General features: G+C 57.8%; 24 protein-coding genes. 22 read left to right on the top strand and 2 right to left on the bottom strand.

Translation table 11 applies throughout. The features are described 5' to 3' along the window. Positions 1-28: 28 nt before the first annotated feature. A complete protein-coding gene (rne, locus tag IB144_RS16795) occupies positions 29-3,262 on the bottom strand; it encodes a ribonuclease E (RefSeq protein WP_004183640.1) in 3,234 nt (1,077 codons plus the stop codon). Between the two features lie 699 nt (positions 3,263-3,961). Here rne and rluC point away from each other — a divergent pair. Next, on the top strand, positions 3,962-4,915 hold the full coding sequence (gene rluC / locus IB144_RS16790; protein WP_002899271.1) for a 23S rRNA pseudouridine(955/2504/2580) synthase RluC: 954 nt from the start codon (positions 3,962-3,964) through the stop codon (positions 4,913-4,915). A gap of 36 nt (positions 4,916-4,951) precedes the next feature. Here the strand turns inward: rluC and IB144_RS16785 are convergent, their stop codons facing one another. After that, positions 4,952-5,536 (bottom strand): nucleoside triphosphate pyrophosphatase, encoded by a 585-nt coding sequence (locus tag IB144_RS16785; RefSeq protein WP_002899273.1) that lies wholly within the window; start codon positions 5,534-5,536, stop codon positions 4,952-4,954. 141 nt (positions 5,537-5,677) lie between these two features. Here IB144_RS16785 and yceD point away from each other — a divergent pair, with 141 nt between their 5' ends. The 21 genes from yceD (at position 5,678) to IB144_RS16680 (ending at position 23,920) form a co-directional block, all read left to right on the top strand. Continuing rightward, positions 5,678-6,199, top strand: a complete 522-nt coding sequence (gene yceD / locus IB144_RS16780) for a 23S rRNA accumulation protein YceD (protein ID WP_002899276.1) — start codon at positions 5,678-5,680, stop codon at positions 6,197-6,199. 16 nt (positions 6,200-6,215) lie between these two features. Continuing rightward, complete coding sequence (gene rpmF, locus IB144_RS16775) at positions 6,216-6,389, top strand: 50S ribosomal protein L32 (protein ID WP_000290724.1); 174 nt, start codon at positions 6,216-6,218, stop codon at positions 6,387-6,389. A gap of 203 nt (positions 6,390-6,592) precedes the next feature. Then, positions 6,593-7,690, top strand: a complete 1,098-nt coding sequence (gene plsX / locus IB144_RS16770) for a phosphate acyltransferase PlsX (RefSeq protein WP_201304136.1) — start codon at positions 6,593-6,595, stop codon at positions 7,688-7,690. Positions 7,691-7,743: 53 nt separating this feature from the next. Beyond that, complete coding sequence (locus tag IB144_RS16765) at positions 7,744-8,697, top strand: beta-ketoacyl-ACP synthase III (protein ID WP_002899288.1); 954 nt, start codon at positions 7,744-7,746, stop codon at positions 8,695-8,697. 15 nt (positions 8,698-8,712) lie between these two features. Then, on the top strand, positions 8,713-9,642 hold the full coding sequence (gene fabD, locus IB144_RS16760) for an ACP S-malonyltransferase (RefSeq protein WP_009308402.1): 930 nt from the start codon (positions 8,713-8,715) through the stop codon (positions 9,640-9,642). A 12-nt stretch (positions 9,643-9,654) separates the two neighbouring features. Next, entirely contained in the window at positions 9,655-10,389 is a 735-nt protein-coding gene (gene fabG, locus IB144_RS16755; RefSeq protein ID WP_002899294.1) for a 3-oxoacyl-ACP reductase FabG, read from the top strand. Positions 10,390-10,599: 210 nt separating this feature from the next. Beyond that, positions 10,600-10,836, top strand: a complete 237-nt coding sequence (gene acpP / locus IB144_RS16750; RefSeq protein WP_000103754.1) for an acyl carrier protein — start codon at positions 10,600-10,602, stop codon at positions 10,834-10,836. 89 nt (positions 10,837-10,925) lie between these two features. After that, positions 10,926-12,167 carry a beta-ketoacyl-ACP synthase II gene (gene fabF, locus IB144_RS16745; protein ID WP_002900666.1) on the top strand — a complete coding sequence of 414 codons (1,242 nt, stop codon included), beginning with the start codon at positions 10,926-10,928 and terminating at the stop codon, positions 12,165-12,167. A 125-nt stretch (positions 12,168-12,292) separates the two neighbouring features. Beyond that, positions 12,293-13,102, top strand: a complete 810-nt coding sequence (pabC, locus tag IB144_RS16740) for an aminodeoxychorismate lyase (protein ID WP_021467041.1) — start codon at positions 12,293-12,295, stop codon at positions 13,100-13,102. Between the two features lies 1 nt (position 13,103). Then, entirely contained in the window at positions 13,104-14,126 is a 1,023-nt protein-coding gene (yceG, locus tag IB144_RS16735; RefSeq protein ID WP_002900671.1) for a cell division protein YceG, read from the top strand. Next, positions 14,116-14,757, top strand: coding sequence for a dTMP kinase (gene tmk / locus IB144_RS16730; RefSeq protein WP_002900674.1), 642 nt, complete (start codon positions 14,116-14,118; stop codon positions 14,755-14,757). The genes yceG and tmk overlap by 11 nt, the downstream gene beginning before the upstream one ends. Beyond that, a complete protein-coding gene (gene holB / locus IB144_RS16725; protein WP_002900676.1) occupies positions 14,754-15,758 on the top strand; it encodes a DNA polymerase III subunit delta' in 1,005 nt (334 codons plus the stop codon). Before tmk ends, holB begins: the two co-directional genes overlap by 4 nt. A 10-nt stretch (positions 15,759-15,768) precedes the next feature. Then, positions 15,769-16,563, top strand: coding sequence for a metal-dependent hydrolase (locus tag IB144_RS16720; RefSeq protein WP_065888792.1), 795 nt, complete (start codon positions 15,769-15,771; stop codon positions 16,561-16,563). A 296-nt stretch (positions 16,564-16,859) separates the two neighbouring features. Further along, positions 16,860-18,293 (top strand): PTS glucose transporter subunit IIBC, encoded by a 1,434-nt coding sequence (gene ptsG / locus IB144_RS16715; RefSeq protein ID WP_002900680.1) that lies wholly within the window; start codon positions 16,860-16,862, stop codon positions 18,291-18,293. Positions 18,294-18,554: 261 nt separating this feature from the next. Continuing rightward, positions 18,555-18,911: a purine nucleoside phosphoramidase gene (gene hinT / locus IB144_RS16710; protein ID WP_002900681.1), complete on the top strand. Its 357-nt coding sequence runs from the start codon at positions 18,555-18,557 to the stop codon at positions 18,909-18,911. Between the two features lie 4 nt (positions 18,912-18,915). Next, the gene (locus tag IB144_RS16705; protein WP_002900683.1) at positions 18,916-19,290 is read left to right on the top strand and encodes a YcfL family protein; all 375 of its coding nucleotides are present in this window, start codon (positions 18,916-18,918) and stop codon (positions 19,288-19,290) included. Between the two features lie 21 nt (positions 19,291-19,311). Then, the gene (lpoB, locus tag IB144_RS16700; RefSeq protein ID WP_014342994.1) at positions 19,312-19,950 is read left to right on the top strand and encodes a penicillin-binding protein activator LpoB; all 639 of its coding nucleotides are present in this window, start codon (positions 19,312-19,314) and stop codon (positions 19,948-19,950) included. Further along, positions 19,931-20,758 carry a thiamine kinase gene (gene thiK, locus IB144_RS16695; protein WP_032439836.1) on the top strand — a complete coding sequence of 276 codons (828 nt, stop codon included), beginning with the start codon at positions 19,931-19,933 and terminating at the stop codon, positions 20,756-20,758. The genes lpoB and thiK overlap by 20 nt, the downstream gene beginning before the upstream one ends. Before the next feature lie 23 nt (positions 20,759-20,781). Next, complete coding sequence (nagZ, locus tag IB144_RS16690; RefSeq protein WP_004147935.1) at positions 20,782-21,792, top strand: beta-N-acetylhexosaminidase; 1,011 nt, start codon at positions 20,782-20,784, stop codon at positions 21,790-21,792. Between the two features lie 35 nt (positions 21,793-21,827). Beyond that, entirely contained in the window at positions 21,828-22,370 is a 543-nt protein-coding gene (gene ycfP, locus IB144_RS16685; protein ID WP_002900775.1) for an alpha/beta hydrolase YcfP, read from the top strand. 245 nt (positions 22,371-22,615) lie between these two features. Beyond that, positions 22,616-23,920 (top strand): NAD(P)/FAD-dependent oxidoreductase, encoded by a 1,305-nt coding sequence (locus IB144_RS16680; protein ID WP_002900778.1) that lies wholly within the window; start codon positions 22,616-22,618, stop codon positions 23,918-23,920. The last annotated feature ends 166 nt before the right edge of the window (positions 23,921-24,086 follow it).

Here is a 24,086-nt window from a genome sequence, read left to right as displayed (position 1 = left end):
CAAAGGCCGGTTTTTTTATTAAGCACGCTTACTCGACGGGCTGTGGGCGAGTCGGTTCAGCGGTGGCTTTATGGGTCGCGCTATGACCACCGGCGGCGCCTTTACCTTCAAAGGCGAACGGCGGGCGCACCCAGGTGCTGTGACGCGGTGCTTCCGGGACATAGTCCGGAGCTGGCGCACGGGTCATTGGCGCGGTGGCATGGCGATGACCCGCCACTACGACCGGCTTGCTCACCGGGGGCTCGGCTTTGACCGGTTCGGCAGGGGCCGCTTCGGTCACTGGCGCTTGCTCCACGGTTTCTGCGGCCGGGGCGATGGTTTCCACTGGCGCTGCAACGACAGGCGTCGTTTCCACCGCTTCAGGTTCTACCACCACCGGCTCGGGGTCGAGCGTCACTGGCGCGATAGCCTGAGGCGCTTCGACAGCCGGTGCTTCGGTGACCGGCTCCTGAGGCGCTGGCTCGACGGCTGCTGGCGCGACAACTTCCGCAGCATCAACGACCAGCGGCTCGGCGGCCGCTACCGGCTCGACGACTACCGGCTCAGCGGTTACTGGTTCCATGGTAGCCGGCTCGACGGTGACCGGCGCAGCGGTAACGGTTTCAACGACGGCAACCGGGGCCGCTACGGCCTCGACAGTTTTCGCGACGCTGGCGTCCTGAACCTGAACCTCTTCCGGCTGCTGATCCTGCGGACGAACCACCGGGTAGCGGATCCAAACTTTACCGGAAGCCATCTCCGGCGATGCGCAGGCTACGGTCAGCGGCATAGGCGACTGGGTCGGATAGCGTTCGTCACGATAGCGACGACGACGCTGACCGCTGACGCGCAGGTGACGCGGGGAGCGACGTGAGCGACGCGGCATACCGTTCGCTTCACGGGATTCGCCATTTTCGTCCTGGTCCGCAACGCTCTCTACCCCTGCCGGCAGCTCGGCTTTCACCGGCTCGCTGTGCGGAGCGATAACTTCAGCCACTACGGCTTCTGGCACGATCTCGGCAACTGGCTCGACGACAGCGGACTCAACGCGCACTTTCTGTGCCAGCTGGCGCGGTTTACGACGCGGCAGAGTTTGTACACGCTCTTCCTGCTCCGTCTCCTGCACAACCGGCTCTTCGCGAGTCTGCGCTTTGGCTTCCTGCTGCGCCTGACGTTTGTCGTCATTGCGGCGGCGGGTGCGTTCGCGGCGCGGCTGCTGCTCGTCACGGGATTTCGCTTTCTCCGCGTCGTCGCCTGAGGTTTGGCGAACATCACGGGCTTCCACGTTCTGCGACGGCTTCTCGCGACGGTTGCGACGGTTCTCTTCACGCGATTCGCGCGGTTCACGGCCCTCGGCATTGTCCGCACGGGTGTCGCGATTGTCACGGTTATCGCGGTTGTCACGATTGTCGCGGTTATCACGGCGGTCGTTGCGGTCGCGGCGGTTGTTGGCGCGCGGTTTACGACGCTCCTGCTGACGCTCCGGTTTTTCTTCCGCTTTCTTCTCGACCTGAACTTCAGCCGGTTTGGCCTCTTCGGCGCCAGAGAAGATATTCTTCAGCGCGCTGAAGAAGCGTGAGAGCAGGCCAGGCTGCGCCGGTGCGGCGGCCGCGACCGGTGCCGCTGCGGCGACAGGCGCGGCGGCAGGCTCTTCGAGCATCGGGGCTGGCGGCGCATCTGGCATGACAAAAGCGGCCAGGGCCGGCTGTTCCGGACGTTTCCGCTCCGCCGGCTCATCGTCGCCTGGCAGCGCCATCTCTTCTTCATGCAGCTTCGGCAGCAGATAGCTCAGCGTTGAGGTTTCTTCACCTTTGCGCACGCGCAGGACGGAGTAGTGCGGCGTTTGCATCTCGTCGTTTGGCACGATAATAACGCGCACATCGCCCTGACGGGATTCGATAGCGCTCACTGCGGCACGTTTTTCGTTCAGCAGATAGGAGGCGATCGGTACCGGAACAATGGCGTGGACTTCTTTGGTATTCTCTTTCAGCGCTTCTTCTTCGATCAGACGCAGAATAGAGAGCGACAGCGATTCGTTATCACGCACGGTGCCGGTGCCGGAGCAGCGCGGGCAGACGTGGTGGCTGGACTCGCCCAGCGACGGGCTCAGGCGCTGACGGGACATCTCCAGCAGGCCGAAGCGCGAAATATGGCTGATCTGAATGCGCGCCCGGTCCTGACGGACGGCTTCGCGCAGACGATTCTCCACGGCGCGCTGGTGGCGAACTGGGGTCATATCGATGAAGTCGATAACGATCAGGCCGCCGAGGTCGCGCAGACGCAGCTGGCGGGCAATTTCGTCAGCCGCTTCGAGGTTGGTATTGAAGGCTGTCTCTTCGATATCGCCGCCGCGGGTGGCGCGGGCGGAGTTGATATCGATCGCGGTCAGCGCTTCGGTGCTATCGATAACGATAGACCCGCCGGAAGGCAGGCGCACTTCGCGCTGGAAGGCGGACTCAATTTGCGATTCGATCTGATAATGGCTGAACAGCGGGATTTCACCGGTGTACAGTTTGATTTTGCTGCTGAAATCCGGACGACCCAGCGCGGCGATATGCTGGCGCGCCAGCTCAAGCACTTTCGGGTTATCGATCAGGATTTCGCCGATGTCCTGGCGCAGGTAGTCACGGAAGGCGCGGACAATGACGTTGCTTTCCTGGTGGATCAGGAACGGCGCCGGACGGCTTTCCGCGGCTTTCTGAATCGCTTCCCAGTGCTTCAGGCGGAAGCTCAGGTCCCACTGCAGGGCTTCGGCGGATTTGCCGACGCCAGCGGTGCGAACGATCAGGCCCATGCCGTCCGGAAGCTCCAGGCTCGCCAGCGCTTCTTTCAGTTCGGTACGGTCGTCGCCCTCGATACGGCGGGAAATTCCCCCGGCGCGCGGGTTGTTCGGCATCAGTACCAGATAGCTGCCCGCCAGGCTGATAAAGGTGGTGAGCGCAGCGCCTTTGTTGCCGCGTTCTTCTTTATCAATCTGCACGATAACTTCCTGACCTTCCCGCAGTACGTCTTTGATATTAGGACGACCATGCGCATTGTAGTTGGCGGGGAAGTATTCGCGGGCGATTTCTTTGAGGGGGAGGAAACCATGACGCTCGGCGCCGTAATCAACAAACGCGGCTTCAAGGCTGGGTTCAATGCGGGTGATTTTGCCTTTGTAGATGTTCGCTTTTTTCTGTTCGTGCCCGGGGCTTTCGATATCCAGGTCGTACAGGCGCTGCCCATCAACAAGGGCGACGCGCAACTCTTCCTGCTGAGTTGCGTTGATTAACATTCTTTTCATCGTAACTTACTCATTATTCTTACATTGACGACTAAGCTGCGGGCAGAGTAATGCCTTTCCGGGGGAAAACCGATGGCCTCGTGTCTGGTTCACGTCGCCAACCTCACGGTTGTCGCGCGCTTAAGAGGCGCAGAGTGTCGGTCGCCTGTGTTTCAAACGGAAACACAGCGCAATTATTCAGGGGAACAGCCTGGGATGTATCACCAGAGAATATTCCATTTATACTCGTCGTCTTTCGCGTTGCAGGCATGGTGGCTTAACCTGCTCACCTCGATCTGGCGATCCAGATGAGCTCCCGGGAGTCCCGGAGTTGACGCCTTCCTGCGACTTGAAATCCATAGAGCCTGTACCGGTAAGGACTGCAACCCGCAGCCCGCTAACTGTCTGAAAGATCACAACGTCTTACGCCATTGCTGCGTGGGCGATCGGTCAGACAAAATTGGTCATTCCGCTAATGTCTTGTTCTAACAAGATGCAATACGGAAAACGGTCTCATTATTCCATTGCTAACCTTGTTATAGCAAGTTGACTTTCACCTTTTATCACCCGGTTACTCACAGTTTTATCACCTGCCCATACAGATTGTTCTAATAACAAACAAAATGGCGGTCAGGTAAACCGTGAAAACAGGATAATGATAAATATAAGCATATAAAAATGAGTGGCGCTAATGCGTCCGGCTATTTAGAATCGCGCACCATGAAAACTGAGACCCCAACCGTAAAAATGGTTGCCATTGCTGCTGATGAAGCGGGGCAACGTATCGACAACTTTTTGCGTACGCAATTGAAAGGCGTACCGAAGAGCATGATTTATCGCATCCTGCGTAAAGGCGAGGTGCGGGTAAACAAAAAGCGCGTGAAGCCGGAGTATAAGCTGGAAGCGGGCGATGAAGTCCGTATCCCGCCGGTGCGCGTGGCGGAGCGTGAAGAAGAGGCGGTATCGCCGCACCTGCAGAAAGTGGCCGCGCTCTCTGAGGTGATCCTCTATGAAGACGATCATATTCTGGTGCTCAATAAGCCTTCTGGTACCGCGGTACACGGCGGCAGCGGCCTGAGCTTCGGCGTGATTGAAGGGCTGCGCGCCCTGCGCCCGGAGGCGCGCTTCCTTGAGCTGGTGCATCGTCTCGACCGGGATACCTCCGGCGTGCTGCTGGTGGCGAAAAAGCGCTCAGCGCTGCGTTCGCTGCACGAGCAACTGCGCGATAAAGGCATGCAGAAAGATTATCTGGCGCTGGTGCGCGGCCAGTGGCAGTCGCATACCAAAGTGGTCCAGGCCCCGCTGTTGAAGAATATTCTGCAGAGCGGGGAGCGCATCGTTCGCGTGAGTCAGGAAGGCAAGCCGTCGGAGACGCGTTTTAAAGTGGAAGAGCGTTACGAATTCGCCACGCTGGTGCGCTGCAGCCCGGTCACCGGCCGCACGCATCAGATCCGCGTTCATACCCAGTATGCCGGCCATCCTATCGCTTTTGACGACCGCTATGGCGACCGCGAGTTCGACAAGCAGCTGTCCGCTACCGGCTTAAACCGCCTGTTCCTGCACGCGGCGGCGCTGAAGTTTACCCACCCGGGGAGCGGGGAGGTGATGCGCGTTGAGGCGCCGCTGGACAACCAGCTGAAGCACTGTTTACAGGTGCTACGGAAGAGCAAATAAGCGCAACGGCGGAATCAGTTCCGCCGTTTTTTTGCCTCAGCCTAACAGCGGGTTGTAGTTTTCACGGCGCAACATCTGACAGAGCGCGATTAAGGGTAAACCGACCAGGGTGTTCGGGTCGCGGCCTTCCAGCCGTTCGAACAGCGTAATGCCCAATCCTTCGCTCTTGAAACTCCCGGCGCACTGCAGCGGGTTCTCTTTGCGCACATAGCCTTCTATCTCTTTATCACTGAGATGGCGAAAGTGAACGTCAAAGGGTTCGCATTCGGTTTGCAGATGGCCGCTGGCAGAGTTGTACAGCGCCAGTCCGGTATAAAAGGTAATGATTGACCCGCTGGCCTTTCTTAACTGCCTGCGGGCATTTTCCTCGGTGTGCGGTTTGCCGGTGATTTCACCGTCCAGTACGCAAACCTGATCGGAGCCTATAATAAGGTGATTAGGGAAGCGTGTGGCCAGACTTTGCGCTTTGGCCTGCGCCAGTCGGGTGACAAGCTGACGTGCGGATTCATCAGGCCGGGGCGTTTCGTCGACGTCAGGCGCGGCACATTCAAACGGTAAACCCAGTTTTTCCAGCAGCATGCGCCGCCAGGGAGAGGTTGACGCGAGGATAAGATCAGACATATTTTTTCATCCACATATAGCGCTTCGCAGAGCATCATCTTAAACTATGCGCCGCAATGTGTGCGAATAAATGGCAAAAGGCAACCTGAGGCTGCCTTTTTCTTTGACTCTATGACATTACAAAGTTAATATGCGCGCCCTATGCAAAAGGTAAAATTACCCCTGACTCTTGATCCGGTACGCACGGCTCAAAAACGCCTTGATTACGAAGGCATCTATGCCCGCGATCAGGTTGAACGTGTAACCGATTCTGTAGTCAGCGTGGACAGCGATGTGGAATGCAGCATGTCGTTCGCTATCGATAACCAGCGTCTCGCCGTTATTACTGGCGATGCAAAGGTAACGGTAACTCTCGAATGCCAGCGTTGCGGGAAACCGTTCTCCCATCACGTCCACACCACGTATTGTTTTAGCCCCGTCAGAAATGACGAACAGGCCGAAGCACTACCGGAAGCGTATGAGCCGATTGAGGTTAACGAATTCGGTGAAATCGACCTGCAGGCAATGGTCGAGGATGAAATTATCCTCTCCCTGCCCGTAGTTCCGGTGCATGATTCTGAACACTGTGAAGTGTCCGACGCGGACATGGTCTTTGGCGAACTGCCTGAAGAGGCACAAAAACCAAACCCATTTGCCGTATTAGCCAGCTTAAAGCGTAAGTAATTGAGGAGTAAGGTCCATGGCCGTACAACAGAATAAACCAACCCGTTCCAAACGTGGCATGCGTCGTTCCCATGACGCGCTGACCGCAGTCACCAGCCTGTCTGTAGACAAAACTTCTGGTGAGAAACACCTGCGTCACCACATCACTGCCGACGGTTTCTACCGCGGTCGCAAGGTTATCGCTAAGTAATCACGCGATACTCGCAGGATTTCCCGTTGCAGGCCATGGCGGGCGTGTGCGTCCCTGGAAACTCGGTTAACCCGGTCGCTGGGGGCATTTATGCCCGGATTGTTGCGTCTGCAGCGTGAATATTCGCGGGTGCCAGCGTGATGAAGCTTAGTGAGGACTCCCCGGGCAACTGGGGAATCACCGAACCGGGCAGCGACGATACCTTGACACGTCTAACCCTGGCGTTAGATGTCATGGGGGGCGATTTCGGCCCATCCGTGACGGTGCCTGCAGCACTGCAGGCACTGAACTCTAATTCGCAACTCACACTTCTTTTAGTCGGCGATCCCGACGCCATCACGCCATTACTCGCCAAAGCTGACTTCGAACAACGTTCGCGTCTGCAGATTATTCCTGCGCAGTCAGTTATTGCCAGTGATGCGCGACCCGCACAGGCTATCCGCAGCAGTCGTGGAAGCTCAATGCGCGTGGCGCTGGAGCTTGTGAAAGAAGGGCGGGCGCAAGCCTGCGTCAGCGCTGGCAACACCGGCGCGCTGATGGGTCTGGCGAAACTGCTGCTCAAACCGATCGAAGGTATTGAGCGGCCGGCGCTGGTGACGGTTTTACCGCACCAGCAGAAGGGCAAAACCGTGGTGCTGGATCTCGGCGCCAACGTCGATTGCGACAGCACGATGCTGGTGCAGTTCGCGGTAATGGGCGCGGTGCTGGCGGAAGAAGTGGTCGGCATTTCCAACCCCCGCGTCGCTTTGTTGAACATCGGCGAAGAAGAGATGAAAGGCCTCGGCAGCATCCGCGATGCTGCCGCAGTGCTCAAAACGCTGCCTTCCCTCAACTACATCGGCTATCTTGAAGCCAATGAACTGTTGACCGGAAAAACCGATGTGCTGGTTTGTGATGGATTCACGGGCAACGTCACATTAAAAACCATGGAAGGTGTTGTCAGAATGTTCCTTTCACTGCTGAAATCTCAGGGAGAGGGCAAAAAACGGTCGTGGTGGCTGCTGTTACTAAAACGTTGGTTACAAAAAAGCCTGGCGAGGCGATTCAGTCACCTCAACCCCGACCAGTATAATGGCGCCTGTCTGTTAGGATTGCGCGGTTCCGTGATCAAGAGTCATGGTGCTGCCAATCAACGCGCCTTTAGCGTCGCGATAGAGCAGGCAGTGCAGGCGGTGCAGCGGCAGATCCCTCAGCGGATCGCCGCGCGCCTGGAATCTTTATACCCAGCTGGTTTCGAGCTGCCGGAAAGCGACAGTGACGTGAACGCCCGACAGCAAAGCGGGACGAATGGCCACGATTGACGCCGCGGCGGTTGAACGAGGCGGGTATATCACCCAAGAGTGACTGAGCGTACATGTATACGAAGATTATTGGTACCGGCAGCTATCTGCCCGAGCAAGTGCGTACAAACGCCGACCTGGAAAAAATGGTAGAAACCTCTGACGAGTGGATTGTCACCCGCACAGGTATCCGTGAGCGTCGTATTGCCGCAGCGCATGAAACAGTTGCTACGATGGGCTTTGAAGCCGCAAAGCAGGCGCTGGCGATGGCGGGCGTGTCCGCGGAGCAAATTGGTCTGATTATCGTTGCGACCACTTCCGGCACGCACGCGTTTCCGAGTTCTGCATGCCAGATCCAGTCAATGCTGGGCGTTAAGGGTTGCCCGGCGTTTGATGTCGCCGCCGCCTGCGCCGGTTTCACCTATGCGCTAAGCGTCGCCGATCAGTATGTGAAGAACGGCGCGGTAGATTATGCGCTGGTTGTTGGCGCCGATGTGCTGGCGCGCACCTGCGATCCGGCGGATCGCGGAACGATTATTATTTTCGGAGACGGCGCCGGCGCGGTTGTACTGGGCGCCTCCGAAGAGCCGGGCATTATCTCGACGCATCTGCATGCCGACGGCAGCTATGGCGAACTGCTGACCCTGCCGAACGCCGATCGCGTCGATCCGGAAAACCCGATCTATCTGACGATGGCCGGCAACGAAGTCTTCAAAGTGGCGGTCACCGAGCTGGCGCACATCGTTGATGAAACGCTGGCAGCGAATAATCTTGAACGTTCAGCGCTGGACTGGCTGGTGCCGCATCAGGCTAACCTGCGTATTATCAGCGCGACGGCGAAGAAACTGGGTATGTCGATGGATAACGTCGTTGTGACCCTCGACCGCCATGGCAACACCTCCGCGGCGTCAGTCCCTTGCGCGCTGGATGAGGCCGTCCGCGATGGCCGTATTCAACGCGGTCAGCTGATTTTGCTGGAAGCCTTTGGTGGCGGTTTCACCTGGGGTTCCGCGCTGGTTCGTTTTTAGTATAAGGATTTAAACATGACGCAATTCGCATTTGTGTTCCCGGGGCAGGGCTCTCAGGCCGTAGGCATGCTGGCCGAAATGGCTGCCGCCTGGCCGGTCATTGAAGAGACCTTCGGTGAAGCTTCCGCAGCGTTGGGTTACGATCTGTGGGCGCTGACGCAACAGGGGCCGGCAGAAGAACTGAATAAGACCTGGCAGACTCAACCGGCGCTGCTCGCCGCCTCCGTGGCGCTGTACCGCGTCTGGCAACAGCAGGGCGGCAAAGCGCCAGCGCTGCTGGCGGGTCACAGCCTCGGCGAATACTCCGCGCTGGTATGCGCGGGCGTTATCGGTTTCGCTGATGCCGTTCGCCTGGTTGAGCTGCGTGGTAAATTCATGCAGGAAGCCGTACCGGAAGGTACCGGCGCCATGTCCGCGATTATCGGTCTGGACGACGCCGCTATCGCCAAAGCCTGTGAAGAATCGGCCGAAGGGCAGGTGGTCTCTCCGGTGAACTACAATTCTCCGGGCCAGGTGGTTATCGCCGGGCACAAAGAGGCCGTTGAACGTGCGGGCGCCGCCTGTAAAGCCGCCGGTGCCAAACGCGCGCTGCCGCTGCCGGTGAGCGTGCCGTCCCACTGCGCGCTGATGAAGCCAGCCGCAGAAAAACTGGCGGTAGAGCTGCAGAAGATCACCTTCAACGCGCCGACGATTCCGGTGGTGAATAACGTCGACGTGAAGTGCGAAACCGCGCCGGACGCCATTCGCGACGCGCTGGTGCGCCAGCTGTACAGCCCGGTGCAGTGGACCAAAACCGTTGAGTTTATGGCTACCGAGGGCGTATCGCACCTGTATGAGGTTGGCCCGGGTAAAGTCCTCACCGGCCTGACCAAACGTATTGTTGACACCCTGACCGCTTCCGCGCTTAACGAGCCGGCGGCGATGTCTGCGGCGCTTGAGCAATAAAAGAGGAAAACCATGAGTTTTGAAGGAAAAATCGCGCTGGTTACCGGTGCAAGCCGCGGTATTGGCCGTGCCATCGCTGAAACGCTCGTCGCCCGTGGCGCGAAAGTTATCGGTACTGCGACCAGCGAAAGCGGCGCGCAGGCGATCAGCGACTATTTAGGCGCCAATGGTAAAGGTCTGATGTTGAATGTGACCGACCCGGCATCTATTGAATCTGTTCTGGAAAATGTGCGCGCAGAGTTTGGCGAAGTGGATATCCTGGTGAATAATGCCGGGATCACTCGCGACAATCTGTTAATGCGCATGAAAGATGACGAGTGGAACGATATTATCGAAACCAACCTGTCATCGGTTTTCCGTCTGTCAAAAGCGGTAATGCGCGCTATGATGAAAAAGCGTCATGGACGTATTATCACTATCGGTTCTGTGGTTGGTACCATGGGAAATGCGGGTCAGGCCAACTACGCCGCGGCGAAAGCGGGTCTGATCGGCTTCAGTAAATCACTGGCGCGTGAAGTTGCGTCCCGCGGTATTACTGTAAACGTTGTTGCTCCGGGCTTTATTGAAACGGACATGACGCGTGCGCTGACCGATGAGCAGCGTGCGGGTACGCTGGCGGCAGTTCCTGCGGGGCGCCTTGGCACCCCAAATGAAATCGCCAGCGCGGTTGCATTTTTAGCCTCTGACGAAGCAAGTTACATCACTGGTGAAACGCTGCACGTCAACGGCGGAATGTACATGGTCTGACCGAGATTTGTGCAAAACGTTCAGGAACCGCGCACTTCGCACGGTTCTCTGTGCGGTTTTGTGCGAAAAGATTTGCGTTCTTAGGGCAAACGGCCTCAAAATAGCGCAAAATCGTGGTAAGACCTGCCGGGATTTAGTTGCAAATTTTTCAACATTTTATACACTACGAAAACCATCGCGAAAGCGAGTTTTGATAGGAAATTTAAGAGTATGAGCACTATCGAAGAACGCGTTAAGAAAATTATCGGCGAGCAGCTGGGCGTTAAGCAGGAAGAAGTTACCAACAATGCTTCCTTCGTTGAAGACCTGGGCGCTGATTCTCTTGACACCGTTGAGCTGGTAATGGCTCTGGAAGAAGAGTTTGATACTGAGATTCCGGACGAAGAAGCTGAGAAAATCACCACCGTTCAGGCTGCCATTGATTACATCAACGGCCACCAGGCGTAAGTGAACATCTCCAGGCGGTCATTCGACCGCCTGAGTTTTATCTTTTTTTTGTCCCACAAGAATCTATTTTCCCTCCCTGGAGGACAAACGTGTCTAAGCGTCGTGTAGTTGTGACCGGACTGGGCATGTTGTCTCCTGTCGGCAATACCGTAGAGTCTACCTGGAAAGCTCTCCTTGCCGGTCAGAGTGGCATCAGCCTGATCGACCATTTCGATACTAGCGCCTATGCAACGAAATTTGCTGGCTTAGTAAAGGATTTTAACTGTGATGACATTATCTCGCGCAAAGAACAGCGCAAGATGGATGCCTTCATTCAATATGGAATTGTCGCTGGCGTTCAGGCCATGCAGGATTCTGGCCTTGAAGTGACGGAAGAGAATGCAACCCGTATTGGCGCCGCTATCGGCTCCGGTATTGGCGGTCTCGGCTTGATCGAAGAAAACCACAGTTCGCTGGTTAACGGCGGACCGCGCAAGATCAGCCCATTCTTCGTTCCTTCCACAATTGTTAACATGGTGGCCGGACATCTGACCATCATGTTTGGTCTGCGTGGGCCAAGTATCTCTATCGCGACCGCGTGTACTTCAGGCGTGCACAACATCGGCCAGGCCGCGCGCATCATCGCCTATGGCGATGCCGATGCGATGGTGGCAGGCGGCGCGGAAAAAGCCAGCACCCCGCTTGGCGTGGGCGGCTTCGGCGCGGCGCGTGCGCTCTCCACGCGCAATGACAACCCGCAGGCGGCGAGCCGTCCGTGGGATAAAGATCGTGACGGCTTCGTGCTGGGAGACGGCGCGGGTATGGTGGTGCTGGAAGAGTACGAGCATGCCAAAAAACGCGGCGCCAAAATCTACGCCGAGATCGTTGGCTTCGGCATGAGCAGCGATGCTTACCACATGACGTCACCGCCGGAAGATGGCGCGGGCGCCGCGCTGGCAATGGTGAATGCTATTCGCGATGCGGGCATCGAACCAGGCCAGATCGGCTACGTCAACGCCCACGGCACCTCGACGCCGGCCGGCGATAAAGCGGAAGCGCAGGCGGTTAAGTCTGTCTTCGGTGATGCGGCGAGCCGCGTACTGGTGAGCTCTACCAAATCCATGACCGGCCATCTGCTGGGTGCGGCAGGGGCGGTAGAGTCGATTTACTCTATCCTGGCGTTGCGCGATCAGGCGGTTCCGCCGACGATCAACCTCGACAACCCGGATGAAGGCTGCGACCTCGACTTCGTTCCACACGAAGCGCGTCAGGTTTCCGGTATGGAGTACACCCTGTGCAACTCCTTCGGCTTTGGCGGCACTAACGGTTCGCTGATCTTCAAAAAAGTGTGACAGGGCTTGCCCCGGCACTGCTTTAACAAAAGGCCCGTTCGTCGGGCCTTTTTTATTCAGCTTTCTCCCCTTGTTCTCTGCTCTGGGTCCTGACACACTGACCGACCAGTGAAAAGGAGTCCTTTATGTTCTTGATAAACGGCGTTGTACAGGACACGTTGGCAGCGAACGATCGCGCCATCCAGTTTGGCGACGGCTGTTTTACCACCGCCCGCATCCAGCAAGGGCAGGTTGCGCTACTGGACGCCCATCTGCAGCGTTTACAGACAACCTGTGAAAAATTACATATCCCATTTAACGACTGGCTGACGCTGAGCGAAGAGATGCAGCGTCTGGCTCGGCCGCACGCGCAGGGCGTGCTCAAGGTGACTCTCACCCGCGGCGTTGGGGGAAGGGGATACAGTACGGCAGGCTGCGTGTCGCCCACTCGCATTCTCAGCTTCTCTCCATACCCGGCGCATTATGCGCGCTGGCGGGAGGAGGGCATTACTCTGACCCAGAGTCCGGTGCCCCTGGGGCGCAACTCCTGGCTTGCCGGCCTGAAGCACCTTAATCGCCTTGAGCAGGTACTGATCCGCTCTCATCTTGAGCAGACGGACGCCGATGAGGCGCTGGTCCTTGACAGTGACGGGTGGCTTACGGAATGCTGTGCCGCGAATTTATTCTGGCGTCAGGGACGTGATGTATTTACTCCGCGACTCGATTATGCCGGGGTCAACGGCATTATGCGGCAGCGCTGTATCGCGCAGCTGGCACCATCGACGTTTCGCGTTGTCGAAGTGACAGCGCGTCCCGAGACGTTGCGGGAGGCCGATGAAGTGCTGATCTGCAATGCGCTGATGCCGCTGGTGCCGGTTCGCCGCTGGGAGGAGACCACCTGGTCCTCGCGTGAGCTTTACCATTTTTTAGCCCCTTTGTGTGAGCTGTCTGGTTAGTATGAAGAAAATGTTACGTTTTATCCTGTTGCTGGTCGTGCTGTTGGGCATCGCCGCGGCGGCAGGCATGTGGAAGGTACGCCAGCTGGCGGACAGCAAGCTGCTGATTAAGGAAGAGACCATCTTTACCCTCGAAGCTGGCACCGGCCGGCTGGCGCTGGGCCAGGATCTCTATCGCGAGAAGGTGATCAATCGCCCGCGCGTTTTCCAGTGGCTGCTGCGGGTGGAACCTGAGCTGTCTCACTTCAAGGCCGGGACCTATCGCTTCACGCCGCAAATGACGGTGCGCGAGATGTTGCAGCTGCTGGCCAGCGGCAAAGAGGCGCAGTTTCCGCTGCGCTTTGTCGAAGGCATGCGCGTCAGCGACTACCTGCGCCAGCTGCGCGATGCCCCGTACGTGAAGCACACGCTTGAAGACGATAGCTACGCGACGGTGGCTAAGGCATTAGGTCTTGAGCATGCCGACTGGGTAGAGGGCTGGTTCTGGCCGGATACCTGGATGTACACCGCCAACACCAGCGATATCGCCATCCTCAAGCGCGCGCATCAGAAAATGGTCGCCGAAGTGGCGAAGGTCTGGGAAGGACGGATGGAGAATCTGCCCTATGCCGATCAGAACCAGCTGTTGACCATGGCCTCGATTATTGAAAAAGAGACCGCGGTAGCTGAAGAGCGCGACCGCGTCGCGTCGGTATTTATCAACCGCCTGCGCATCGGTATGCGCTTGCAGACCGATCCGACCGTAATCTACGGGATGGGCGCAGGATATACTGGTAAGTTAACGCGTAAGGATCTCGAGACGCCGACCGCATACAATACTTATACCATCAGCGGTTTGCCGCCAGGCCCTATCGCGGTGCCGGGCGAGGCCTCGCTGAAGGCGGCCGCCCATCCGGCGAAAACGCCATATCTTTATTTCGTCGCCGACGGGAAAGGGGGCCATACGTTTACCACAAACCTGGTCAGTCATAACCGTGCGGTGCAGGATTATCTGAAAGTACTTAAGGAAAAAAATGCGCAGTAACTATATCGTCATCGAGGGGCTGGAGGGCGCCGGGAAGACCACCGCACGTCAACTGGTGGTGGAGACGCTGCAGTCGGCGGGTATTCACGATATGGTGTTTACCCGCGAGCCGGGGGGCACAATCCTTGCCGAAAAACTGCGTAGCCTGGTGCTGGATATCCAGTCCACGGGCGATGAAGTGATTAACGATAAAGCGGAAGTGCTGATGTTTTACGCGGCGCGCGTCCAGTTGGTGGAGACCGTGATTAAGCCCGCGCTGGCCCGCGGCCAGTGGGTGATCGGCGATCGTCACGATCTGTCGACGCAGGCCTATCAGGGCGGCGGCCGGGGAATTGACCGCACGATGCTGGCGACGCTGCGCGACGCGGTACTCGGTGATTTTCGCCCCAATCTGACGCTGTATCTCGACGTCACGCCGGAAGTGGGGCTGCAGCGCGCCCGGGCCCGCGGCGAGCTGGATCGCATTGAGCAGGAGTCCATGAACTTTTTCAACCGTACCCGCGCGCGCTATCTTGAGCTGGCCGCCGCCGATCCTTCTATCCGCACGGTTGACGCAACTCAGCCGCTGGATGCCGTGGCGCGCGACATTCGCGCCACGATCGCCCAGTGGATGGCGGAGCAAGCGGCATGAAATGGTATCCGTGGCTGCGCCCCTCGTTCGAGCAACTGGTCGGTAGCTATCAGGCCGGACGAGGCCACCACGCCTTACTGTTACAGTCCCTGAACGGGATGGGCGGCGAGGCGTTGATTTACGCGCTGTGCCGCTTCCTGATGTGCCGCCAGCCCGAAGGACATAAAAGCTGCGGCCATTGCCATAGCTGTCAGCTGATGCAGGCCGGCACGCACCCCGATTACTATGCGCTCAGCCCCGAGAAGGGCAAGAGCGCGCTGGGTATTGACGCGGTGCGCGATGTCAATGAAAAGCTCTATGAACATGCGCGCCTTGGTGGGGCAAAAGTGGTCTGGATTAGCGATGCTGCCTTGCTGACCGATGCCGCCGCCAACGCGTTGCTGAAAACGCTGGAGGAGCCCCCGGAGAATACCTGGTTCTTCCTCGCCTGCGAGGAGCCGGCGCGTCTGCTGACCACTCTGCGCAGCCGCTGTCGCCTGCATCATCTGGCGCCGCCGTCTGAGCCTTATGCTCTGGCCTGGCTGGAGCGTGAGGTGAGCCTGCCGCAGGAGTCATTGTTGACCGCGTTACGCCTGTGCGCCAGCGCGCCGGCTGCGGCGCTCGAACTGTTACAGGAACCGCTGTGGACGGCGCGGCAGCAGTTGTGTCAGGCGCTGGCGGCTACCCTGGCGAGCGGTGACTGGCTGGCGCTGCTGCCGATACTCAATCATGAACAGGCGGCGGTTCGCCTGCACTGGCTGGCGTCGCTGCTGGTCGATGCGCAAAAACGACAGCAGGGGATTACCCTGGTGAGTAACCCTGACGTCTGGCCGCTGCTGGAGCAGCTGGCGCACAGCCTGCCCGCTGCCCGGCTGCAGGCGATTGCCCATGACGTCTGTACCTGCCGCGAGCAATTGCTCAACGTTGTCGGTGTCAACCGCGAACTGCTGCTTACCGAGCGCCTGCTGCGCTGGGAACATTACCTGCAACCCGGGACGGGTTTACCCGTCTCCCACCTCTGAGTGAGACATTATGTTTTTAGTCGACTCCCACTGCCATCTTGATGGTCTGGATTATCAAACTCTACACAAAAACGTCGACGACGTGCTGGCAAAAGCGGCCGCACGCGATGTGAAATTTTGCCTCGCCGTCGCCACGACGCTGCCTGGCTACCGCAGTATGCGCGAACTGGTGGGGACGCGTGACAACGTCGTCTTCTCCTGCGGCGTACACCCATTAAACCAGGACGAGCCCTGGGAGGTAGAGACTCTGCGCGCGCTGGCAGCGGAAGAGGGCGTCGTGGCGATGGGGGAGACCGGTCTGGATTATTTTTATACCCCGGAAACTAAAGCCCAACAGCAAAGCTCGTTCCGCGACCACATTCGTATCGGCCGTGAGTTCAATAAGCCGGTGATCGTCCATACCCGTGACGCGCGTGCCGATACTCTGGCTATTTTGCGCGAAGAAAAGGTGACGGATTGCGGTGGCGTACTACACTGTTTCACTGAGGACAGGGAGACAGCGGGCAAGCTGCTCGATATGGGGTTCTATATCTCGTTTTCCGGTATCGTCACTTTTCGTAACGCCGAGCAGCTGCGTGATGCGGCGCGCTACGTGCCGCTGGATCGTCTGCTGGTTGAAACCGACTCGCCGTACCTGGCGCCGGTCCCCCACCGTGGCAAAGAGAACCAGCCGGCGCTGGTCCGTGACGTTGCCGAGTATATGGCGGTACTGAAGGGGGTGTCGCTTGAGCAGCTGGCTCAGCAGACCACCGACAATTTTGCCACCCTGTTCCACATCGACCCCGCCCGTTTGCAACCTGCTTGATCTGCTTATTATTTTAAGGCTCGTAATTAATAGCCAAAGCGAGTAAAGTTCACCGCCACAAAAGTGGCGGTGAAGGTTTTTTAGCAACATCTGGATACAATTTATGTAAGTTGATGTAAATTTTTACCGGAAGGCTGATTGAAACGTGATAGCCGTCAAACAATCATCCCGTTAATTATTTTACTCTGTGTAATAAATAAAGGGCGCTTAGATGTCCTGTCCACGGCACGGTTCTCCCCCCGGGCCAATGCGTGAAAGCGTAAAAAAGTACCAAATACTCAGGAGCACTCTCAATTATGTTTAAGAATGCATTTGCTAACCTGCAGAAGGTCGGTAAATCGCTGATGCTGCCGGTATCCGTACTGCCTATCGCAGGTATCCTGCTGGGCGTCGGTTCCGCTAACTTCAGCTGGCTGCCAGCCGTGGTCTCCCACGTTATGGCAGAAGCAGGCGGTTCAGTTTTCGCCAATATGCCGCTGATCTTCGCTATCGGTGTGGCCCTCGGCTTCACCAATAACGACGGTGTATCCGCACTGGCTGCAGTCGTGGCTTACGGCATCATGGTGAAAACCATGGCGGTTGTTGCGCCGCTGGTGCTGCATTTACCTGCTGACGAGATTGCGGCAAAACACCTTGCTGATACCGGCGTGCTTGGCGGTATTATCTCAGGTGCTATCGCCGCCTACATGTTCAACCGCTTCTATCGCATCAAGCTGCCAGAATATCTCGGCTTCTTTGCGGGCAAGCGTTTTGTGCCGATTATCTCTGGTCTGGCCGCTATCTTCACCGGCGTGATCCTCTCCTTCATTTGGCCGCCGATCGGCTCCGCGATCCAAACCTTCTCCCAGTGGGCTGCTTATCAGAACCCAGTGGTGGCGTTTGGTATCTACGGTTTCATCGAACGTTGCCTGGTGCCGTTTGGTCTGCATCACATCTGGAACGTTCCTTTCCAGATGCAGATCGGCGAATACACCAACGCGGCTGGTCAGGTGTTCCACGGCGATATCCCGCGCTACATGGCAGGCGACCCGACGGCGGGCAAACTGTCTGGCGGCTTCCTGTTCAAAATGTATGGTCTGCCGGCAGCGGCTATCGCGATTTGGCACTCTGCTAAACCGGAAAACCGCGCCAAAGTGGGCGGTATCATGATCTCCGCCGCGCTGACCTCGTTCCTGACCGGTATCACCGAGCCGATCGAGTTCTCGTTCATGTTCGTGGCGCCGATCCTGTACGTTATCCATGCCATTCTGGCGGGCCTGGCGTTCCCGATCTGTATCCTGCTGGGTATGCGTGACGGTACCTCGTTCTCTCACGGCCTGATCGACTTTATCGTGCTGTCCGGTAACAGCAGCAAGCTGTGGCTGTTCCCGATTGTTGGTATCTGCTATGCGATCGTGTACTACGTCATTTTCCGTGTGCTGATTAAAGCCCTGGATCTGAAAACTCCGGGTCGTGAAGACACCACCGAAGAGAGCAAAGCTGGCGCCACCAGCGAGATGGCTCCGGCTCTGGTCGCCGCTTTCGGCGGTAAAGAGAACATCACCAACCTCGACGCATGTATTACTCGTCTGCGTGTTAGCGTGGCGGATGTAGCGAAAGTTGACCAGGCTGGCCTGAAAAAACTGGGCGCCGCTGGCGTGGTAGTGGCAGGTTCTGGCGTACAGGCCATCTTCGGTACCAAGTCCGATAACCTGAAAACTGAAATGGATGAGTACATCCGTAACAGTTAAGACGTAGTATCGGGGAGACTAAGGCAGCCAACTGGCTGCCTTTTTTATGCGCTAAAGTCGGTGCCCCACAAGCGATAACCCTGAAAACAGTCCGCCATATGCTTATTCCCTCAGCAGCTAAGTCTATAGTTGAATAAGAAAAAGAGCTTTCAGGTTGAAAGAGAGGGAGAATGTCGCTCATACTCTTAGCGGAACCTGTGCGTCCGCGTTTATCTGCAGAAGCAGGCCAGCGCACGGGATAAAACTTATAAGGAATCAGTCATGGCAGAAGAAACGATTTTCAGCAAAATCATTCGCCGGGAGATCCCGTCGGATATTGTCTATCAGGATGAGCTTGTGACCGCTTTTCGCGACATCTCCCCGCAGGCGCCCACCCATATTCTGATTGTCCCGAATGTTCTGATTCCTACCGTAAATGACGTCACCGCTGAACATGAGCTGGCGCTGGGCCGGATGATGACCGTCGCGGCGAAGATCGCCCGCGATGAAGGTCTTGCCGACGATGGCTATCGGTTGATCGTCAACTGCAACCGCCACGGCGGCCAGGAAGTGTACCATATCCATATGCATCTGCTGGGCGGTCGTCCGCTTGGCCCGATGCTGGCGCACAAAGGCTAACGTCATGCTCAGGACCCTTTTGGGCGCGTGTCTGGCGGCGGGGCTACTCGCCGGGTGTAGTTCACACCCGGAGATCCCGGTTTCTGACCAGCAGGCGCTGGTGATGGAGTCGAGCGTGCTGGCGGCGGGGATCAGCGCCAGCGAGCCTGCCGTCGTGGCGACAGAGATTCAGGCTACCGCCTCCTCAACGCTATATAACGAGCGCCAGCAGCCGGTTACCGTGCACTATCGTTTTTTCTGGTATGACGCCCGAGGGCTGGAGATGCATCCGCTGGACGCGCCGCGCACCATCGTGGTACCGGCCCGCTCCTCGGTCACGTTATATGGCAGCGCCAATATCCTGGGGGCGCATAAGGCCCGCCTTTATCTTTATCTGTAAGGGGTAATTATAATGATGAAAATGTGTCGCTATGCGTTAATCACAGCACTGGCGATATTCCTCGCAGGCTGTGCGGGGTTGCGGGAGCAGCCCGCGCCGGTAGAAGAGGCCAAACCGCAGCCGCAGCAGCCTGCGCAGCCGCAGCCCACGGTGCCGACCGTACCGGCGGTGCCCTCTGTCCCGGCGCAGCCTGGGCCGATTGAGCATCAGGATCAGCAGTCGGGTCAGCCGGCGCCGCGCGTGCGTCATTATGACTGGAACGGCGCGGTTCAGCCGCTGGTGGGGCAGATGCTGCAGGCGAGTGGGGTCAATGCCGGCAGTATTCTGCTGGTTGACAGCGTGAACAACCGCACCAACGGTTCGCTGAATGCTGGAGAAGCCACCACTGCGCTACGTAGTGCGCTGGCCGGTAACGGCAAATTTACCCTGGTATCGGCGCAGCAGCTGGCGGTCGCCAAGCAGCAGCTGGGCCTGTCGCCGCAGGACAGCCTCGGCAGCCGCAGCAAAGCCATGGGCATCGCCCGCAACGTGGGCGCGCAGTATGTGCTTTACTCCAATGCCACCGGCAACGTCAACGCGCCTGAGCTGAAAATGCAGCTCATGCTGGTGCAAACCGGTGAGATTATCTGGTCAGGTAAAGGTGCTGTTCAGCAACAATAAGCTAACGCGCGACGAGCTCTTGTCGCGCTTCTTTCCCCATTATCATCCTGTCGCCTCGCTGAGCCAGAGTGGCCTCAGCGGCGGCAGTGTGATTATCAGCGACGGCGACCGGCGGCACGTGCTGCGTCAGCCGCACGATCCGTCTGCCGGCACTTACTATTTTCGCCGTCAGTATCGCGCGCTCCGCCGACTGCCTGCCAGGCTGGCGCCAACCCCGCTGTTTTACTCACCCTGCTGGATGGTGGTGGAGTATTGCGCAGGGGAGGTGAAAAGCGAGTTACCGGCCTCCCCGCAGCTGTCAGGCTTATTGTATGATTTGCATCAGCAACCGCGGTTTGGCTGGCGGGTTAGCCTCACACCACTGCTGGCCCAGTACTGGCAGAGGTGCGATCCGGCGCGGCGCAAGCCGCGTTGGCTGCGCTGGCATCAGCGGCTGCGCCGCCAGGGCGAGCCCCGTCCCCTGCGGCTGGCGCCGCTGCACATGGACGTCCATGCCGGCAATATTATTCATAATGAGTCCGGCCTGAGGCTGATCGACTGGGAATATGCCGGTGATGGCGATATCGCGCTGGAGCTGGCCGCGGTGTGGATCACGCCTGGCGAGCGCCGTCGGCTGGTAGAAGCGTATGCCCGGCGGGCGGCCATCGACGCGCAGCTGCTTTGGTGGCAGGTTGCACTCTGGCGCCCGTGGGTACTGCTGTTGATGGCGGGCTGGTATGAAATGCGCTGGCGGCAGAGCGGGGACCGGCAATTTATCACGCTGGCAGATGAAACATGGTGTCAGTTAGACAACGAACGTAAAGGATAAGAGAGGTCAGTGTGGGCCCAGTGATGTTGGATGTCGAAGGGTATGAGCTGGATGCGGAAGAGCGAGAAATTCTGGCGCATCCGCTGGTGGGAGGGTTGATCCTCTTTACCCGAAATTATCACGATCCGGCGCAGCTGCGCGAGCTGGTGCGCCAGATCCGCGACGCCTCCCGGAACCACCTGGTGGTGGCGGTCGATCAGGAAGGGGGGCGGGTTCAGCGTTTCCGCGAAGGGTTTACCCGTTTACCGGCGGCCCAGTCTTTCGCCGCGCTGCTGGGGATGGAAGAGGGGGGCAAACTGGCCGCCGAAGCCGGCTGGCTGATGGCCAGCGAAATGATCGCCATGGATATCGATATTAGTTTTGCGCCAGTGCTGGACGTCGGCCATATCAGCGCCGCAATCGGCGAACGTTCTTATCATGAAGATCCGCAGAAAGCGCTGACGATGGCGCGTCACTTCATTGACGGGATGCACGCCGCGGGCATGAAAACCACCGGCAAACACTTCCCGGGACACGGGGCGGTGACTGCCGATTCGCACAAAGAGACGCCGTTCGATCCGCGGGCGGCATCGGTTATCCGCGACCATGATATGGCGGTGTTCAAAAGCCTTATCGCCGAGCAGCGTCTGGATGCCATTATGCCGGCGCATGTGATTTACCCGGAGCTCGATCCGCGTCCGGCCAGCGGCTCGGCGTACTGGCTGAAAACGGTGCTGCGCGGCGAACTGGGCTTTGACGGGGTGATTTTTTCCGACGATCTGTCGATGGAAGGGGCGGCGATCATGGGCAGCTATGCCGAACGCGGTCAGGCATCGCTCGACGCCGGTTGCGATATGATCCTCGTCTGCAATAATCGTAAAGGCGCGGTCAGTGTGCTGGATAACCTGTCGCCGATCAAAGCAGAGCGTGTTACGAAATTGTATCATAAAGGTTCCTTTTCCCGTCAGGAGTTAAGGGATTCAGCCCGTTGGAAAACGGTGAGTGCCCAGCTGGAGCAGCTTCATGCGCGCTGGCAAGAGGCGAAGTCCGCGTAACGCTCTACGGGGCGTTGTTGTCTGGTGAGGATGCGATGATTATCTATTTACACGGTTTTGACTCGAACAGCCCCGGTAACCATGAGAAGGTGATGCAGCTGCAGTTTATCGACCCGGACGTGCGGTTGATTAGCTACAGCACGCGGCATCCCAAGCACGATATGCAGCATTTGCTGAAAGAGGTCGATAAAATGCTGCAGCTCACTGCCGATGACCGGCCGCTGATCTGCGGCGTCGGCCTTGGCGGCTACTGGGCGGAGCGGATTGGTTTTCTGTGCGATATCCGCCAGGCGGTGTTCAATCCAAACCTGTTTCCGCATGAGAACATGGAAGGCAAAATCGACCGACCGGAAGAGTATGCTGACATCGCCACCAAGTGCGTGACCAACTTCCGCGAGAAGAACCGCGATCGCTGCCTGGTGGTGCTTTCCCGCCAGGACGAGGCGTTGGACAGCCAGCGTTCCGCCGATCTCCTGCACCACTATTATGAAATTATCTGGGATGAAGAGCAGACCCATAAGTTTAAAAATATCTCGCCGCATCTGCAGCGGCTGAAAGCGTTTAAAACCCTCGGCTAACTGCTTTTCCCTTGTTCCCAAACCCGCGTCGGGTTCACCACGCGGGTTTTTTCATGTCTACACTTATTGGTTTCGCTGAAAAAATACGCGACAAAACTTGATGCACATCAATTTTGGTATGACCAATGCACCGTTCATGGTATTCTCGACAGTGCTGAATGGTTTCATTAACGTAACTTGTTGTTAAATAAAGGCTATTTCAATAACTTTTATTTAACAATTGGTTAATAATTTTAGGGGTACACATGACTACGCCATTGAAAAAAATCGTAATTGTGGGTGGCGGCGCTGGCGGACTGGAACTGGCAACTCAGCTGGGGAGAAAGTTAGGGCGCCATAAGAAAGCGAAAATCACCCTGGTGGACCGTAACCACAGCCATCTGTGGAAGCCGCTGCTGCACGAAGTGGCCACCGGTTCTCTGGATGAAGGCGTTGATGCGCTGAGCTATCTGGCCCATGCCCGCAACCACGGTTTCCAGTTCCAGCTGGGCTCGGTGGTTGATATCAACCGCGAAGGGAAAACCATCACCCTCGGCGAGCTGCGCAATGAAAAAGGCGAGCTGCTGGTGGCTGAGCGTAAACTGCCGTACGACACGCTGGTCATGGCGTTGGGCAGTACCTCGAATGACTTTAATACCCCTGGCGTAAAAGAGAACTGCATTTTCCTCGACAACCCGCACCAGGCGCGTCGCTTCCATCAGGAAATGCTCAACCTGTTCCTTAAATACTCTGCTAACCTCGGCGCTAACGGTAAAGTAAATATCGCCATCGTCGGCGGCGGCGCCACCGGCGTGGAGCTCTCCGCTGAGTTGCACAATGCGGTGAAACAGCTGCACAGCTACGGCTACAAAGGGCTGACCAACGAAGCGCTGAACGTCACGCTGGTCGAGGCGGGCGAGCGCATTCTGCCTGCGCTGCCGCCGCGCATTTCCGGGGCAGCGCATAATGAGCTGACTAAGCTGGGCGTACGGGTTCTGACGCAGACCATGGTCACCAGCGCGGATGCGGGCGGCCTGCACACTAAAGATGGCGAATATATTGAGGCGGATCTAATGGTCTGGGCGGCGGGGATCAAAGCGCCAGATTTCATGAAAGAGATCGGCGGCCTCGAAACCAACCGTATCAATCAGCTGGTGGTCGAGCCGACGCTGCAGACTACCCGCGATGCGGATATTTTCGCCATCGGCGACTGCGCCTCCTGCGCCCGTCCGGAAGGCGGCTTTGTGCCTCCGCGGGCCCAGGCGGCGCACCAGATGGCTACCTGCGCGCTGAACAACATCCTGGCGCAGATGAAAGGCAAACCGCTGAAGGCATACACCTATAAAGACCATGGCTCGCTGGTGTCGCTGTCAAATTACTCCACCGTCGGCAGCCTGATGGGTAACCTGATGCGCGGTTCGATGATGGTGGAAGGGCGCATTGCGCGCTTCGTGTACATCTCCCTGTACCGTATGCACCAGATTGCCCTGCATGGTTACTTCAAGACCGGCCTGATGATGCTGGTCGGGCGCATCAACCGCATCATTCGCCCGCGCCTGAAACTGCACTAATCGCTGTCGCGACCCGGAGGCGCGCTCTGAGGGCGCCTCCGGGCTCTTCTGCTGGAACCGCAGAGATCCCGCTCGGAATCCTCTGAATCCCTTTGATTTGCAGCGAATTCTCGCACTTTTCATCCGCTATCTGATTTGCGCCCTCCCGGCTCCGGTTGCAAAATTG

It is taken from the genome of Klebsiella sp. K4, from assembly GCF_014596785.2.
Classification (GTDB): domain Bacteria; phylum Pseudomonadota; class Gammaproteobacteria; order Enterobacterales; family Enterobacteriaceae; genus Klebsiella; species Klebsiella pneumoniae.
The sequence above is the reverse complement of the archived record's forward strand: the minus strand, read 5'-3'. Positions and strand labels throughout refer to the sequence as shown.